The 13,340-nt window shown below is 63.4% G+C and carries 15 protein-coding genes; 1 reads left to right on the plus strand and 14 read right to left on the minus strand.

What is annotated here, in order from left to right:
* Nucleotides 1-98 precede the first annotated feature (98 nt).
* The 6 genes from MRY80_RS18880 to MRY80_RS18905 all read right to left on the minus strand — a co-directional run bounded on the left by MRY80_RS18880 (nt 99) and on the right by MRY80_RS18905 (nt 4,521).
* The gene (locus MRY80_RS18880; RefSeq protein WP_293292615.1) at nt 99-656 is read right to left on the minus strand and encodes a MerR family transcriptional regulator; all 558 of its coding nucleotides are present in this window, start codon (nt 654-656) and stop codon (nt 99-101) included.
* Nucleotides 657-794: 138 nt separating this feature from the next.
* A complete protein-coding gene (locus MRY80_RS18885; protein WP_293292616.1) occupies nt 795-1,127 on the minus strand; it encodes an integration host factor subunit alpha in 333 nt (110 codons plus the stop codon).
* 95 nt (nt 1,128-1,222) lie between these two features.
* A complete protein-coding gene (locus MRY80_RS18890) occupies nt 1,223-2,194 on the minus strand; it encodes a beta-ketoacyl-ACP synthase III (RefSeq protein ID WP_293292617.1) in 972 nt (323 codons plus the stop codon).
* Nucleotides 2,195-2,204: 10 nt separating this feature from the next.
* Nucleotides 2,205-3,269 carry a phosphate acyltransferase PlsX gene (gene plsX, locus MRY80_RS18895; protein WP_293292618.1) on the minus strand — a complete coding sequence of 355 codons (1,065 nt, stop codon included), beginning with the start codon at nt 3,267-3,269 and terminating at the stop codon, nt 2,205-2,207.
* A gap of 125 nt (nt 3,270-3,394) precedes the next feature.
* Entirely contained in the window at nt 3,395-3,967 is a 573-nt protein-coding gene (locus MRY80_RS18900; protein ID WP_293292619.1) for a DUF177 domain-containing protein, read from the minus strand.
* A complete protein-coding gene (locus MRY80_RS18905) occupies nt 3,964-4,521 on the minus strand; it encodes a ubiquinol-cytochrome C chaperone family protein (RefSeq protein ID WP_293292620.1) in 558 nt (185 codons plus the stop codon). The genes MRY80_RS18900 and MRY80_RS18905 overlap by 4 nt, the downstream gene beginning before the upstream one ends.
* A gap of 121 nt (nt 4,522-4,642) precedes the next feature.
* On the opposite strand from MRY80_RS18905, the gene MRY80_RS18910 reads away from it, so the two are divergent.
* Nucleotides 4,643-5,146: an outer membrane protein assembly factor BamE gene (locus MRY80_RS18910; protein WP_293292621.1), complete on the plus strand. Its 504-nt coding sequence runs from the start codon at nt 4,643-4,645 to the stop codon at nt 5,144-5,146.
* 107 nt (nt 5,147-5,253) lie between these two features.
* Here the strand turns inward: MRY80_RS18910 and MRY80_RS18915 are convergent, their stop codons facing one another.
* The 8 genes from MRY80_RS18915 to glyA all read right to left on the minus strand — a co-directional run bounded on the left by MRY80_RS18915 (nt 5,254) and on the right by glyA (nt 13,320).
* Entirely contained in the window at nt 5,254-7,389 is a 2,136-nt protein-coding gene (locus MRY80_RS18915) for a sodium-translocating pyrophosphatase (protein ID WP_293292622.1), read from the minus strand.
* A gap of 166 nt (nt 7,390-7,555) precedes the next feature.
* A complete protein-coding gene (locus MRY80_RS18920) occupies nt 7,556-8,782 on the minus strand; it encodes an MFS transporter (protein WP_293292623.1) in 1,227 nt (408 codons plus the stop codon).
* A gap of 10 nt (nt 8,783-8,792) precedes the next feature.
* Complete coding sequence (gene nusB, locus MRY80_RS18925; protein ID WP_293292624.1) at nt 8,793-9,281, minus strand: transcription antitermination factor NusB; 489 nt, start codon at nt 9,279-9,281, stop codon at nt 8,793-8,795.
* Nucleotides 9,274-9,720 (minus strand): 6,7-dimethyl-8-ribityllumazine synthase, encoded by a 447-nt coding sequence (gene ribH / locus MRY80_RS18930; RefSeq protein ID WP_293292625.1) that lies wholly within the window; start codon nt 9,718-9,720, stop codon nt 9,274-9,276. The genes nusB and ribH overlap by 8 nt, the downstream gene beginning before the upstream one ends.
* A 39-nt stretch (nt 9,721-9,759) precedes the next feature.
* A complete protein-coding gene (locus MRY80_RS18935) occupies nt 9,760-10,386 on the minus strand; it encodes a riboflavin synthase (RefSeq protein ID WP_293292626.1) in 627 nt (208 codons plus the stop codon).
* The gene (gene ribD, locus MRY80_RS18940) at nt 10,386-11,495 is read right to left on the minus strand and encodes a bifunctional diaminohydroxyphosphoribosylaminopyrimidine deaminase/5-amino-6-(5-phosphoribosylamino)uracil reductase RibD (protein ID WP_293292627.1); all 1,110 of its coding nucleotides are present in this window, start codon (nt 11,493-11,495) and stop codon (nt 10,386-10,388) included. The genes MRY80_RS18935 and ribD overlap by 1 nt, the downstream gene beginning before the upstream one ends.
* Nucleotides 11,496-11,503: 8 nt before the next feature.
* The gene (gene nrdR / locus MRY80_RS18945; protein WP_293292628.1) at nt 11,504-11,992 is read right to left on the minus strand and encodes a transcriptional regulator NrdR; all 489 of its coding nucleotides are present in this window, start codon (nt 11,990-11,992) and stop codon (nt 11,504-11,506) included.
* Nucleotides 11,993-12,000: 8 nt separating this feature from the next.
* A complete protein-coding gene (glyA, locus tag MRY80_RS18950) occupies nt 12,001-13,320 on the minus strand; it encodes a serine hydroxymethyltransferase (protein ID WP_293292629.1) in 1,320 nt (439 codons plus the stop codon).
* Nucleotides 13,321-13,340 lie beyond the last annotated feature (20 nt).

The raw sequence follows: 13,340 nt of genomic DNA on the forward strand, positions 1-13,340 counted from the left end.
GCCCCCCGACGTCATGTTGCAACGCAACCTGACCAGTTAACGCGGCAAATGCACGTGATGGCAAGCACTTAATTGGAGACGGTCGAGCGCCGTTCAGTTCAGCGGCACTGATCGAGAAGCCGCTTGCACTCCAGGAGATCGAACAAGGCTTCCTGCAGCAATGTGCGGTTTTCCTTCGAGAGCTGCAACTCATCGGCCGGATGAGCAGCCTCGCCACCGCGGCCACCGACGCCGAAAATTCCTTTGCTGCGTGCCTTCGGCTCACCGACCAGAACATTGGCATGCGTGTCCGCCGGCGCGGCACGCTCCTCGCGCTTTCCGCCGCTCTCCGCCGCTCGGGCAGCATCGGCGTTCTTGCGCGTCATTTCCTCAAACGCGGACATGTCGCCGGTGCCGATCGCCACGGCGAATTGCACGCCGTTCTCGCGCAGCAGCTTCTGGACGCCCTTGATGGTGTAGCCCTCCTCGTAGAGGAGGTGCTTGATGCCGCGAAGCATATCCACGTCGTTGGGACGATAGTACCGGCGACCACCGCCCCGCTTCATCGGCTTGATCTGCGAGAAGCGGGTCTCCCAGAAGCGCAGGACGTGCTGGGGAAGGTCCAGTTCGTCGGCGACTTCGCTGATGGTGCGGAATGCGTCGGGACTCTTTTCCATCGGCTCTCAGGCTCCTCGCGAATCCGCGGGATTGTACCGCCGGCTCGACCCTGCGCAAAGCATTACCGTGATTTGACCGTAACTTGCGCACCGAAATTAGCACATCGGCTGAGCATTGCCCGCCGCGCGCGACCGCGCTCAATCGCCGGCGGAATCAGCCTTTGGCGCCCGCGCCGCATGCGCGTCGGCGATCTTCTGTTTCAGCACATTGGAAGCTTTGAACGTCATAACACGCCGCGGCGAGATCGGCACTTCCTCGCCCGTCTTGGGGTTTCTGCCAATGCGCTCCGCCTTGGAGCGGACCTGGAATGTCGCAAACGAGGAAAGCTTGACCGTTTCGCCACGCACGACGGCGTCGCAAATCTCATCGATGATCATCTCGACGAGCGCCGCGGATTCACTGCGCGACAACCCGACGTTGCGATACACCGCTTCTGCCAGATCCGCTCGTGTGAGCGTCTTGTCACCCATCTGACCTGGCTTCCCTCAACACACTGAAAAGTCAGAAAAAAGGCTACCTTGTGACCGACTGCCGGTCAAGCAACGTCGCCGTTATCTGCGAATTTTTACCAGCGCAGCAGAACTGCTCCCCACGTGAATCCGCCGCCCATCGCCTCGAGCAGGATCAGATCGCCCTGCTTGATACGCCCGTCGGCAGCCGCGACGGAAAGTGCCAAAGGAACCGAGGCGGCCGACGTGTTGCCATGCCGATCGACGGTGATCACAACCTTTTCCTCAGCGATTCCAAGCTTCTTCGCCGAGGCCTCGATAATCCGGCGATTCGCCTGATGCGGGACGAACCAGTCGATATCGTCAGCGGAAATGCCGGCAACCGCGAAGGAATCCTCGATGACATCCGTGATCATGCCGACGGCATGCTTGAACACCTCGCGGCCCTGCATGCGCAGATGGCCGACGGTCTTGGTCGTCGACGGGCCGCCATCGACATAGAGTTTCGACTTGTGGCAGCCGTCCGACCGCAGCTTCGCCGCGAGAACACCGCGATCCGATGTCAGGCCGACGCCGTCACCCGCTTCCAGCACCAGCGCCCCCGCCCCGTCTCCGAAGAGAACGCAGGTCGTCCGGTCTTCCCAGTCGAGAAGGCGCGAGAAGGTCTCGGCTCCAATCACCAGCACCCGGCGGGCCATGCCGCCGCGAATGTAGAGATCGGCCGTCGTCAGGGCAAATACGAAACCCGAGCACACTGCCTGCACGTCGAAGGCGGCGCCATGATGCATGCCGAGCCGGTTCTGAATGTCCACGGCCGTTGCCGGGAACGTGTTGTTGGGTGTCGAGGTGGCGAGAATGATGAGGTCGATGTCAGCCGGCTCGAGCCCGGCCGACTCGAGCGCCTTGCGCGCTGCCTCCTCGCCGAGCGAAGCCGTGGTCTCATCGTCATTGGCGATGTGGCGTTGGCGAATGCCCGTGCGCTGGATGATCCACTCATCCGTCGTGTCGATGATGTGCTCGAAATCCTGGTTCGCCATGACGCGCTTCGGCAGGGCGCTTCCGATTCCGGTTACGGTCGATCTGATCATGCGAACTCTGTCACTCCGAATTCCCGGTCACTGTCGCTTCTTCGGCGATGACCTGATCGAACCGTCCATGGAAATTTCGCAGGTCGGTTTCGATCTTCTGCAGCAATGCGTTGCGGACCATGTCGTAGCCGACGTCGATGGCGGCGGAAAAGCCCTCTTCGTCGGTCCCGCCATGGCTCTTGATGACGATGCCGTTCAATCCGAGGAAGACGCCGCCATTGACCTTGCGCGGATCCATCTTGTCGCGCAGGCGGCGAAACGCGCCGCGCGCCAGAAGATAACCGATGCGCGCCATGATAGTCCGACTCATGGCGGCACGCAGATATTCGGCGATCTGCTTGGCTGTTCCTTCCGCGGTCTTCAACGCGATGTTGCCGGAAAAGCCTTCGGTCACGACCACGTCCACCGAGCCTTGACCCAGATCGTCGCCCTCGACGAAACCGCGATAGTCGAGTGTCGGCAGATCGGCAAGCCGCAGCAGCCGTCCGGCCTCCTTGACCTGTTCCTGCCCCTTGATCTCCTCGACGCCGACATTGAGCAAGCCGACCGTCGGGCGCTTAACCTCGATCAGGGCGCGCGCCATCGCGGCTCCCATGACCGAGAAATCGACGAGTTGGCGGGCGTCGGCGCCGATCGTCGCGCCAACATCCAAGACAATGCTCTCGCCACGCAGCGTCGGCCAGATCGCCGCGATGGCGGGCCGTTCGATCGAAGACATGGTGCGCAGGCAGAATTTGGACATCGCCATCAGCGCGCCGGTATTGCCTGCCGAAACGCAGACATCGGCCTCGCCGTTCTTGACCGCCTCGATCGCCTTCCACATGGAGGACTTCCAGCGCCCCTGCCGCAATGCCTGGCTGGGTTTGTCGTCCATGCGCACCGCGACCTCGCAATGCTCGAAGCGCGACGCCGCCTTCAGGCGTTCGAAGCCGTCGAGCACCGGCGTCACCTTGTCTTCCTGGCCGAAGATCACGAAACGCAGTTCAGGATGGCGCTCAAGTGATTTGGCGGCGCCCGGAATGATGACCGCCGGCCCGAAATCGCCGCCCATTGCGTCAATCGAGATTGTTATCAAGCCGTTCGGTCCCGTCTTCGCGCCCGTTTCACAGGCCATTGGCCGGAGGCGCTGGGCCTCTGGCGGGGCGAACATAGCTTTTCTTCCGGCGGTCTCAACACCTTATTTTCCCGAAGTTTCCGGTTTCACAGCTTATCGCGCAACGCGGCCAGACCGGAAAACGGAGATTCTGACGCCTCGTCTTCCGATCCGTCCGCCTGCGAGGCCGTGCCCTCCTCCATCGCTGCGCCCGGCGCACGCGGATAGGGATCGATCGCCAATTCGAAAAACTCCTCGGCGACCAGCCCGGCGTCGATGACGCCACCTTCGAACATCTCCGGAATATCGGCGCCTTCCGGATCGACGATCAACGCGCCGTCCTCGTCGAGCGGACGCGCCATTCGCGACCCTTCCGGCAGGAAGACGGCATCCACGGGAGCGTCGAGATCGGAGATCACCGTTTCCAGCGTGACCACGCATGACTGAACCACGCGGGCATGGACTGTTCCAACAACGCGCACGCCGTCCTTGCGCCAGCGCTTCACCTCAAGGTCAGCGACAAACGACTCTACCGCGTCCAGCCCGTGCGCTTCGGCGAGCGCGGCGCGTTCCTTCTCGTCGGCGTCGATTCGGACGGGAAATCCGGCCGACGGCAGAACCGAGACGACGACCGGTCGCGAAACGGAACTCGCGCCCCCTTCTGAGATCCGTTCAGTCATGCGCTCGCGCCCTCCGCCACAGGCTCGGGGAAACGCACGCTGCCGCCAAACAACTCGTCGTCCGATATTGCCGCCAGATGATCGGCGGCGCGCATCATGTAATCGGAGATTGCCTTGCCATCGATCGTTTCCGGGGTTTCCGGCGCGACGTTCTTCGCAACGGCTTCGCCGAGAGCGGCTGCATCCTTGGCGTCGATCGCCGTCCAGTAACGCTCCATGCGGCCATAGAACATGCGCGCCAGCTTTTTCATGCGTTTCGGCACCGACGGATCGCCGACGCCGAGTTCGCGGATCGAGTGATCGACCTCGCGGAAGAACTCATCGAGGACGTCCTGGGAGAGCTCGTCGGCAGGGCTCGGGGCACCGCGCATGCGATGCAGGTAGAGGATCAGATGCAGGCCGATCGCCTCGAACCGGCCAAGCGGCGTGTCCGGAACGCCCCAATCGGCAAAGAAGACCGGATTGCGCGCGCCAGCGACGATCGAAGCGAATGTCGTATCGACAATCTTTTGGTTGCGGTTCCGCGACGTGCGCCGAAACAGTGACATAATCATCGTGCAAAGGCACCTTTCATCGCTTCGGCCGAAAGGCGCCGGCGCGCTTGCAACCGGGCAGGACTCGGGTTACCGAACCAGTCCCAATACGGGCCGAAGGCCATTACGATTGACGGAGATGATGGTGAAGCCGCAAAAAATCAAGAAGAGAATACATTTCACGACGGCTCTACCCATCCTGCTTGGCTGCAGTGCGTTCGCTCTTGGCGGATGTTCGACGGCCAGCGTTCTCTCGCCAAGCGAAACCTACAAGCAGGGTTTCGTCATCGACGAGCAAACCCTGCAGCTCGTGCCTCCCGGCTCCAGCCGTGAACAGGTCCTGCTGACGCTCGGCACGCCGACGACCAAGGAAGTGTTCGACAACGAGGTGTTCTACTACATCTCGCAGACGCGGCGCCGCGGAGCGGCTTTCCTGAAGCCGAAGCTGATCGACCAGCGTGTCCTTGCCGTTTATTTCGACGGCGAAGACACGGTGCAGCATATCGCGAATTACGGCATGCAGGACGGCCGGGTGTTCGACTTCATTTCCCGCACCACGCCGACGGGTGGCAGCGACCAGACCTTCCTGGTTCAGATCCTGTCCGGCTCGCTCACGCCGAACGCCGACACGCTCACGAACCGCTAGGTTCACCAGCTTCCAGCGCACAAGAAAACGGCGGCGGGATATCCCGCCGCCGTTTTTCGTCGTGTCGTTTGATCGGGCGAAGCGTGTTCGCCTCGCCCGATACTCCGTCAGTGTGCGAGGATCGCCAGCAGAAGCAGGGCCACGATGTTGGTGATCTTGATGGCCGGGTTGACGGCCGGACCGGCGGTGTCCTTGTAGGGGTCGCCAACCGTGTCACCCGTCACGGAGGCCTTGTGCGCTTCCGAGCCCTTTTCGTGCTTGACGCCGTCCTTGTCGACGAAGCCGTCTTCAAAGGATTTCTTGGCGTTGTCCCACGCGCCGCCGCCCGAGGTCATCGAGATGGCGACGAAGAGGCCGTTGACGATGACGCCGAGCAGCATGGCACCGAGAGCGGCGAAGGCGGACGCCTTGGAGCCGGAAATCAGCAGCACGCCGAAATAGACGACGAGCGGCGCCAGCACCGGGAGCAGCGACGGAATGATCATTTCCTTGATCGCGGCCTTGGTGAGCATGTCCACAGCGGCGGCATAGTCCGGACGGTCCTTGCCTTCCATGATGCCGGGCTTTTCCTTGAACTGCCGGCGCACTTCCTCGACGACTGCGCCGCCGGCACGGCCAACGGCCGTCATGGCGATGCCGCCGAACAGGTAGGGGATCAGACCGCCGAAGATCAGGCCCGCCACCACATAGGGATTGGACAGCGAGAAGGAGATGTCACCCATGCCTTCGAAGTAGGTGAACTCCTCCGGATTGGCGGCGAAGTAGCTCAGGTCATTGGAATAGGCCGCGAACAGCACGAGCGCACCCAGACCGGCAGACCCGATGGCATAGCCCTTGGTGACGGCCTTGGTCGTGTTGCCGACGGCGTCGAGCGCGTCGGTGGATTTGCGCACCTCAGGATCGAGACCCGACATCTCGGCGATACCACCGGCATTGTCGGTGACGGGGCCGAAGGCATCGAGTGCGACGATCATGCCGGCAAGGCCGAGCATGGCGGTGACGGCGATGCCCGTGCCGAAGAGGCCGGCGAGCTGGTGGGTGACGATGATACCGCCGACGATGACGATTGCCGGGAGCGCCGTCGATTCCAGCGAAACCGCGAGGCCCTGGATCACGTTCGTGCCGTGGCCGGTGACCGAAGCCTGCGAGATCGAGTTGACCGGACGCTTGTTGGTGCCGGTGTAGTACTCGGTGATGATCACGATCAGGCCGGTGACGATCAGGCCGACGATACCGCAGATGAACAGGTTGGTTCCGGTGATCACGATGTCGTTGACCGTGCCGATCTCACCCCAGCCGACGGTCAGCGACGTCGCGCCGCCGAGGCCGAGGATCGACAGCAGGCCGGTCGCGATCAGGCCCTTGTAGAGCGCGCCCATGATCGAGCCATTGGCACCGAGCTTCACGAAGAAGGTGCCGATGATCGAGGTGATCAGGCACGCTGCGCCGATGGCCAGCGGATAAAGCATCACCGAACCGAGCGCCTCGCCGCCGGTGAAGAAGATCGCGCCGAGAACCATCGTGGCAACCACGGTCACCGCATAGGTCTCGAACAGGTCAGCCGCCATGCCGGCGCAGTCGCCGACATTGTCGCCCACATTGTCAGCGATGGTGGCCGGGTTGCGCGGATCGTCCTCGGGAATGCCCGCCTCGACCTTGCCGACGAGATCGCCGCCGACATCGGCACCCTTGGTGAAGATGCCGCCGCCCAGACGGGCGAAGATGGAGATGAGCGACGCCCCGAAGCCGAGCGCGACCAGCGCGTCGATCACGGTGCGATCGTCGGACGCCATGCCCATCAGGCTGGTCAGGATGTAATAGTAGACCGCGACGCCGAGCAAAGCGAGGCCGGCGACGAGCATGCCGGTGATCGCGCCGGACTTGAAGGCGATCTCGAGACCGGCAGCGAGGCTGTGCGACGCAGCCTGCGCGGTACGCACGTTGGCACGCACCGAAACGTGCATGCCGATATAACCTGCAGCGCCGGACAGAACCGCGCCAATCAGAAAGCCGAAAGCGGCTTCAGCCGTCAGCAGGAACCATGTCGCAATGAACACCACCGCACCGACGATCGCGATCGTCATGTACTGGCGATTGAGATAAGCCTGCGCGCCTTCGCGGATCGCGCCCGCGATTTCCTGCATGCGCGCATTTCCCTGGTCAGAGGCCAGGACCGATTGCGTCGCCCAGATCGCATAGACGATCGAAAGCAATCCGCAAACGATGACAGCTAGAAGAACCATTCCCGTTTCCTTTTGATTTCCTCGGGCAGGAAATCCCCTCCCTGACCCAATGAGACTCCTCCTCAAGCGCGAAAATCACGCACGAAGTGGCCGCATTGGTAGTTTAAGGCGCAAGTGGAGGTCAAGCGGCGTAAAGCTGCCACTCCCGGGATTCGGGACTATTGCTCTAGACGATGGTCTTACGGCGTGCGCCGAGAACGAGCAGCCCCAGCAGCACGAGACAAAACACGACAACCGGGAAGACGATCCAGTTGACCATTTCCCAGCCGAAAGCATTCAGCGTGAAACCGGCCATGAGCGATGCGAAGGCAACAGTCGAGAAGAGCAGGAAGTCATGCAGGCCCTGCACCTTGTTGCGCTCGCTGGCGTTGTAGGTTTCGATCAGCATCGTGGTCGACCCGATGAAGCCGAAATTCCAGCCCACGCCGAGCAGGATCAGAGCCGACCAGAACTGCCACAGCGCAACGCCCGAGAGCGCGACGATGGCACAGCCGACGAGCAGGATCAGGCCGACCGCGACGATGCGTTCCTTGCCGAAGCGAGCGATCAGGCGGCCCGTCACGAAGCTTGGCGCGAACATCGCCATGACGTGGAAGGAAATGCCCATCGCCGCTTCGTCGGGCGTAAAGCCGCAGCCGACCATGGCGAGCGGGGCTCCGGTCATGACGAAGCTCATCAGCGCATAGGACCCGACACCGCAGGCAAAAGCGACCATGAAGCGCGGCTGCAGCAGGATTTCCGCCAGAGGGCGAATGGGCTCGTCCGCAACAACGGCCTCTTTATTCTTGTCGCGCGCGATGTTCAGCGTGGACAGAATCAAAGTGCCGATCAGTCCAAGCCCGATCATGGCGACGAAAGAGCCAGCAAAAAGGATCGGATCGAAGAGGTCGCGTGTCCACACGACCGTCTGCGGACCGATCACCGCGGCGAAGATGCCGCCGCCGAGCACCCAGGAAATCGCCTTCGGGCGGAAGTGGGGCGGCGCGTTGTCGGCCGCGGCAAAGCGATATTGCTGGACGAAGGCGCCGCCGAGGCCGGTCACGATCAAGCCAAAGGCAAACAGCCAGAAGGAAGAACGGAACAGCGCGATGGCGGCGATCGCGCCGCCAAGCGCGGTGATCACCGCGCCGGTCATGAAACCTGACCGCCGCCCGACCGCGCGCATGAGCATCGCGGCCGGAAGTGCGCCGATGGCCACGCCGACATTGAAGCCCGTTACGGGCGCCGTCGCCAGCGACGTGTCGGCACCGCCGAGTTGCAGGAGATGAAAGCCGGCAAGGCCACCGAGCGAAATCGAGATCGGCGCGGCCGATCCGACGACCGATTGTGCCGCGGCAAGCGTCAGCGCGGTGCGCTTGGCGCTTGCTTCGGTGATTTCGATCGGCTGGTGCATGGCAGGGCCGTTATGACCCCGTCGAGCGGTTTCTGGCAATGCGGTCCAACACCGCATTGACAAGGCGCGGCTCCTCGCCGTCCTCGTAGAAGGCCCGGGCGATATCGACATATTCGGAAATCGCGACCGCCTGCGGCAGGTTCTTCACGGTCGTCAGCTCCCACGTGCCCGCACGCAGGATCGCGCGCAGGGTCGAATCCAGCCGCGAGAGCGGCCAATCCTCGGTCAACGCGTTGCGAATCATGGGATCGAGCTGCTTCTGGCGTTCCACCACTCCAGCGAGGATCGACCGGAACCAGGCTGGGTCCGCCTCGCGGTAGAGTTCGCCGTCGATTTCCTTGCCGAGCCGAAACGTCTCGTATTCGGCAGCCGTTTCCAGCACGCCACCGCCGGAGACATCCATCTGGTAGAGCGCCTGGACGGCGGCAAGCCGCGCCGCGCCACGTTTGTTGGCTGGCTTCGGACCCGCCGACGTCTTCTTGTCTTCCACTTTAGGCATCTGCACCCATCTGTTCGCGCAGCGCGATCATGGTCAGCGCCGCACGCGCGGCGAAGCCGCCCTTGTCCTTTTCCGAACGGCGTGCGCGCGCCCAAGCCTGGGCCTCGTTCTCGACAGTCAAGATCCCGTTGCCGATCGCCGCGCACTCATCGACCGCCAGATTTGTCAGCGCGCGGCTGGATTCATTGGCGACGATCTCGAAGTGATACGTCTCACCCCGGATGACGACACCCAGAGCGACGAAACCGTCATAGTCCGCGTCGCCTTCCAGCGCGTAAGCGATCGCGGCGGGAACCTCCAGGGCGCCCGGAACCGTGACGACGTCCCAGGTCGCGTCGGCCTCTTCGAGCGCAGCGGTTGCGCCTTCCAGAAGCGCTTCCGACAGTCCCTCATAGAAGCGTGCCTCGACGATGAGCACGTGCGGTCGATCTTTGGCCATGAATGGCGGTCTCCGGCGAGTTTCGATTGCGGGCGTGGCCTACGCCTCTTTGGCAATCTCCGCAAGGCGTTTGACATATCGCTCGACGTAACGCGCGATCTGATCGACCTCCAGATTGACGGCGTCGCCGACTTGACGCTCGCCCCAGGTGGTGACCTCAAGCGTGTGGCGTATCAACAGGACGTCAAAGACGTCGCCTTCGACGCCGTTGACCGTCAGGGAGGTGCCGTCGAGGGTCACCGACCCTTTGGGGGCGATGTATCGCGACAGTTTTTCGGGCGCCTCGATCACGAAGCGGACCGCCTCGCCCTCCTCGATCCGGTCTATGATGCGCGCCATACCATCGACATGCCCGGACACCATGTGGCCGCCATATTCGTCGCCTGCCTTCATGGCGCGTTCCAGGTTGATGCGCGTCCCTTCACGCCAATCGGCGACCGTCGTCAGACGCAGCGCCTCTTCCCAGGCCTCGACCTCGAACCAGCGCACATTGGATCCCTCGTCGGGCAAGGCGACCACGGTCAGACACACGCCGGCGCAGGCGATGGACGCGCCGAGGTCGATCGTCTCGGGGTCATAGGCGGTTTCGATGCGCAGCCGACGCCCCTTCTCCCGCTCGGACACCGATGCGATGCGACCCATGTCAGTGACGATCCCGGTGAACATCAGCTTCTCCGAACGAATTCGTTACAGCGATCCGCACCGAACAGCCATTCGCCGCTGGCCGCATAGTCGGCCGACAGGTTGGCGCGTGTGAAAGGCGCGGCGATACCATTGGCGCCGACGACAACGTCGCTCTCGAAAAGGATGACGCGATCGGCAAGAGCTTCGTCGAGAAACGCCTTCGCGACAGCCGCGCCTCCCTCGACCAGCAGGCTCGACACGCCCTGCGCCGCCAGATCGTCCAGCAATTCCGGCAGGGCGATGCGGCCGTCATGCTCCTCGCACGCGATCAGCCTGGCCCCCGCCCCTTCGAGAAGCTGCGCCGACGGCGTACGCGGCATCGTGGTCGCGATCGCCAACGGCGCGTCCGACACCGATTGCATCAACCGGGACGTCAGAGGCAACCGCGCATGCCGGTCCAGAACGACCCGCAACGGCGAGCGCTGGCTCAGACCGGGAAGCCTACAGGTGAGTTGCGGATTGTCCTCCAGAGCCGTTCCAATGCCGATCAGAATGGCATCCATCTCGGCGCGAAGGACATGGCTTTGCGCTCGCGCGACATCGCCGGTGATCGGGACCTGGCCGGCATCCGCGCGGCCGATCATCCCGTCCGCCGAAACCGCGAGCTTCAGCGTGACCTCGACCCGCTTCTTTTCGGATCGGGTCAGGTAGCTCGACAGGACAGAACGGGCCTCGTCGGCCAGAACGCCCGGCACAACCTCGATGCCGGCACTGCGCAGGATTTCATAGCCCCTGCCGGAGACACGATCGTCCGGATCGGTCGCGGCAACGACGACGCGGGCGACGCCGGCGCGTACCAGCGCCTCCGCGCAGGGTGGCGTGCGGCCGTGATGGGCGCAGGGCTCAAGCGTGACATAGGCGGTCGCGCCGCGTGCGCGTTCGCCGGCCTCGCCTAGCGCAACCGGCTCGGCATGCGGACGGCCGCCCAGGGCCGTGACGCCGTGGCCGACGATGATCGGCCCCTTGCCCTCGTCAGCGACGATGAGAGTTCCCACTGACGGATTGGTGCCGGTCCGGCCCAGGTGGCGCCGCGACAGACGGATGCAGGCCGCCATGAAGCGACGGTCAAGATCTGTGACGGTCGAACTCATTGCGCCTGTCACGATTCCGCGACCGGCTCGTCGCCCTGCGGCGGCAGATTGCCGCCGAGCTCGCCAAGCAGATCCTGGAAGTCCTGCGGTTCACGGAAATTCTTGTAGACGGACGCAAAGCGCACATAGGCGACGTCATCCATCCCCTTCAGCGCTTCCATGACCAGCGTTCCGATGTTGTCGGCCGGGATGTCCTGCTCACCGGAACTTTCGAGCTGACGCACGATGCCAGAAACGGCGCGTTCGACCCGGTCAGGATCGATCGGCCGCTTGCGCAGCGCGACCTCGAAAGAGCGCGCGAGCTTGTCGCGGTCGAAGGGCACTTTGCGGCCGTTCTTCTTGATCACGTAGAGATCGCGAAGCTGGACGCGCTCGAAGGTGGTGAAGCGACCGCCGCAATCCGGGCAGACGCGGCGGCGGCGGATGGCCGCCCCGTCTTCCGCGGGGCGACTGTCCTTCACCTGGGTGTCGAGTGACTGGCAAAAAGGGCAACGCATGCCGCGCGTCAGTCCATGTAGCTGTAGAGGGGGAACCGCTCGGTCAGGGCGATCACGTCCTTCTTCACCGCTTCCTCGATGCCGGAATTGTCGCCCTCCGGGCCGGCCTGACGCAGGCCGTCGAGAACGCGCGCGATCATCTGGCCGATCTCGCGGAACTCGGCCTGGCCGAAGCCGCGCGTCGTTCCGGCCGGGCTGCCAAGTCGGACACCGGATGTGACGAAGGGCTTCTCCGGATCGAACGGCACGCCGTTCTTGTTGCAGGTGATGTTGGCGCGGCCAAGCGCCGCCTCGGCGGCCTTGCCCGTCACGGTCTTCGGCCGCAGATCGGCCAGCATCAGGTGGTTGTCGGTGCCGCCCGAGACGATGTCGATGCCCTGCTCCTTCAGGCTCTCGGCGAGCGCCTTGGCATTGGCGACGACCGACTGCGCATAAGAGCGGAATTCCGGACGCAGCGCTTCGCCGAAGGCGACGGCCTTGGCGGCGATGACATGCATCAGCGGTCCGCCCTGCAGGCCAGGGAATACAGCCGAGTTGACCTTCTTTGCGACGCCCTCGTCATTGGTCAGGATCATGCCGCCGCGCGGGCCGCGCAGCGACTTGTGCGTGGTCGTGGTGACGACATGGGCGTGCGGGATCGGAGACGGATGCACCCCGCCGGCGACGAGGCCGGAGATGTGCGCCATGTCGACCATCAGCCACGCACCGATGGAATCGGCGATCTCGCGGAAGCGCTCCCAATCCCAGATGCGCGAATAGGCGGTGCCGCCGGCAATGATCAGCTTGGGGCGGAACTTCTCGGCCTTCTCGGCGATATCGTCCATGTCGAGCAGGTGATCGTCTTCGCGCACGCCGTAGGACACGACGTTGAACCATTTGCCGGACATGTTGACCGGCGAACCGTGCGTCAGGTGACCACCGGAATTCAGATCGAGCCCCATGAAGGTGTCGCCCGGCTCAAGCAGCGCCAGGAACACCGCCTGGTTCATCTGCGAACCGGAATTCGGCTGCACATTGGCGAAATTGCAGCCGAAAAGCTTCTTGGCGCGCTCGATCGCCAGTTCCTCGGCGATGTCCACGAACTGGCAGCCGCCATAGTAGCGCTTGCCCGGATAACCCTCGGCATATTTGTTGGTCATCACCGAACCCTGCGCTTCCAGCACGGCCCGCGAGACGATGTTCTCCGAAGCGATCAGCTCGATCTCGTGACGCTGGCGACCGAGTTCCTTGCTGATGGCGGAGAAGATTTCCGGATCACGGTCGGCAAGCGTCTCGGTGAAAAACGCGTCCGAATACGCCTTGCTCTCAGCCGCAGTCATCTGGGACATGGGGTTCTTTCCTTTCCGGA

Origin of the sequence: Oricola sp., from assembly GCF_022763245.1 — a bacterium.
Classification (GTDB): domain Bacteria; phylum Pseudomonadota; class Alphaproteobacteria; order Rhizobiales; family Rhizobiaceae; genus Oricola.

Excerpts from the sequence above, each read along its gene's own strand:
- ribD (WP_293292627.1), bottom strand. The coding sequence starts at position 11,495 with ATGAGTTCGACCGTCACAGATCTTGACCGTCGCTTCATGGCGGCCTGC.
- ribH (WP_293292625.1), bottom strand. The coding sequence starts at position 9,720 with ATGGCCAAAGATCGACCGCACGTGCTCATCGTCGAGGCACGCTTCTAT.
- MRY80_RS18880 (WP_293292615.1), bottom strand. The coding sequence starts at position 656 with ATGGAAAAGAGTCCCGACGCATTCCGCACCATCAGCGAAGTCGCCGAC.
- MRY80_RS18910 (WP_293292621.1), top strand. The coding sequence starts at position 4,643 with ATGGTGAAGCCGCAAAAAATCAAGAAGAGAATACATTTCACGACGGCT.
- MRY80_RS18935 (WP_293292626.1), bottom strand. The coding sequence starts at position 10,386 with ATGTTCACCGGGATCGTCACTGACATGGGTCGCATCGCATCGGTGTCC.
- nrdR (WP_293292628.1), bottom strand. The coding sequence starts at position 11,992 with ATGCGTTGCCCTTTTTGCCAGTCACTCGACACCCAGGTGAAGGACAGT.
- MRY80_RS18915 (WP_293292622.1), bottom strand. The coding sequence starts at position 7,389 with ATGGTTCTTCTAGCTGTCATCGTTTGCGGATTGCTTTCGATCGTCTAT.
- glyA (WP_293292629.1), bottom strand. The coding sequence starts at position 13,320 with ATGTCCCAGATGACTGCGGCTGAGAGCAAGGCGTATTCGGACGCGTTT.
- nusB (WP_293292624.1), bottom strand. The coding sequence starts at position 9,281 with ATGCCTAAAGTGGAAGACAAGAAGACGTCGGCGGGTCCGAAGCCAGCC.
- MRY80_RS18920 (WP_293292623.1), bottom strand. The coding sequence starts at position 8,782 with ATGCACCAGCCGATCGAAATCACCGAAGCAAGCGCCAAGCGCACCGCG.
- MRY80_RS18900 (WP_293292619.1), bottom strand. The coding sequence starts at position 3,967 with ATGACTGAACGGATCTCAGAAGGGGGCGCGAGTTCCGTTTCGCGACCG.
- MRY80_RS18905 (WP_293292620.1), bottom strand. The coding sequence starts at position 4,521 with ATGATTATGTCACTGTTTCGGCGCACGTCGCGGAACCGCAACCAAAAG.
- MRY80_RS18890 (WP_293292617.1), bottom strand. The coding sequence starts at position 2,194 with ATGATCAGATCGACCGTAACCGGAATCGGAAGCGCCCTGCCGAAGCGC.
- MRY80_RS18885 (WP_293292616.1), bottom strand. The coding sequence starts at position 1,127 with ATGGGTGACAAGACGCTCACACGAGCGGATCTGGCAGAAGCGGTGTAT.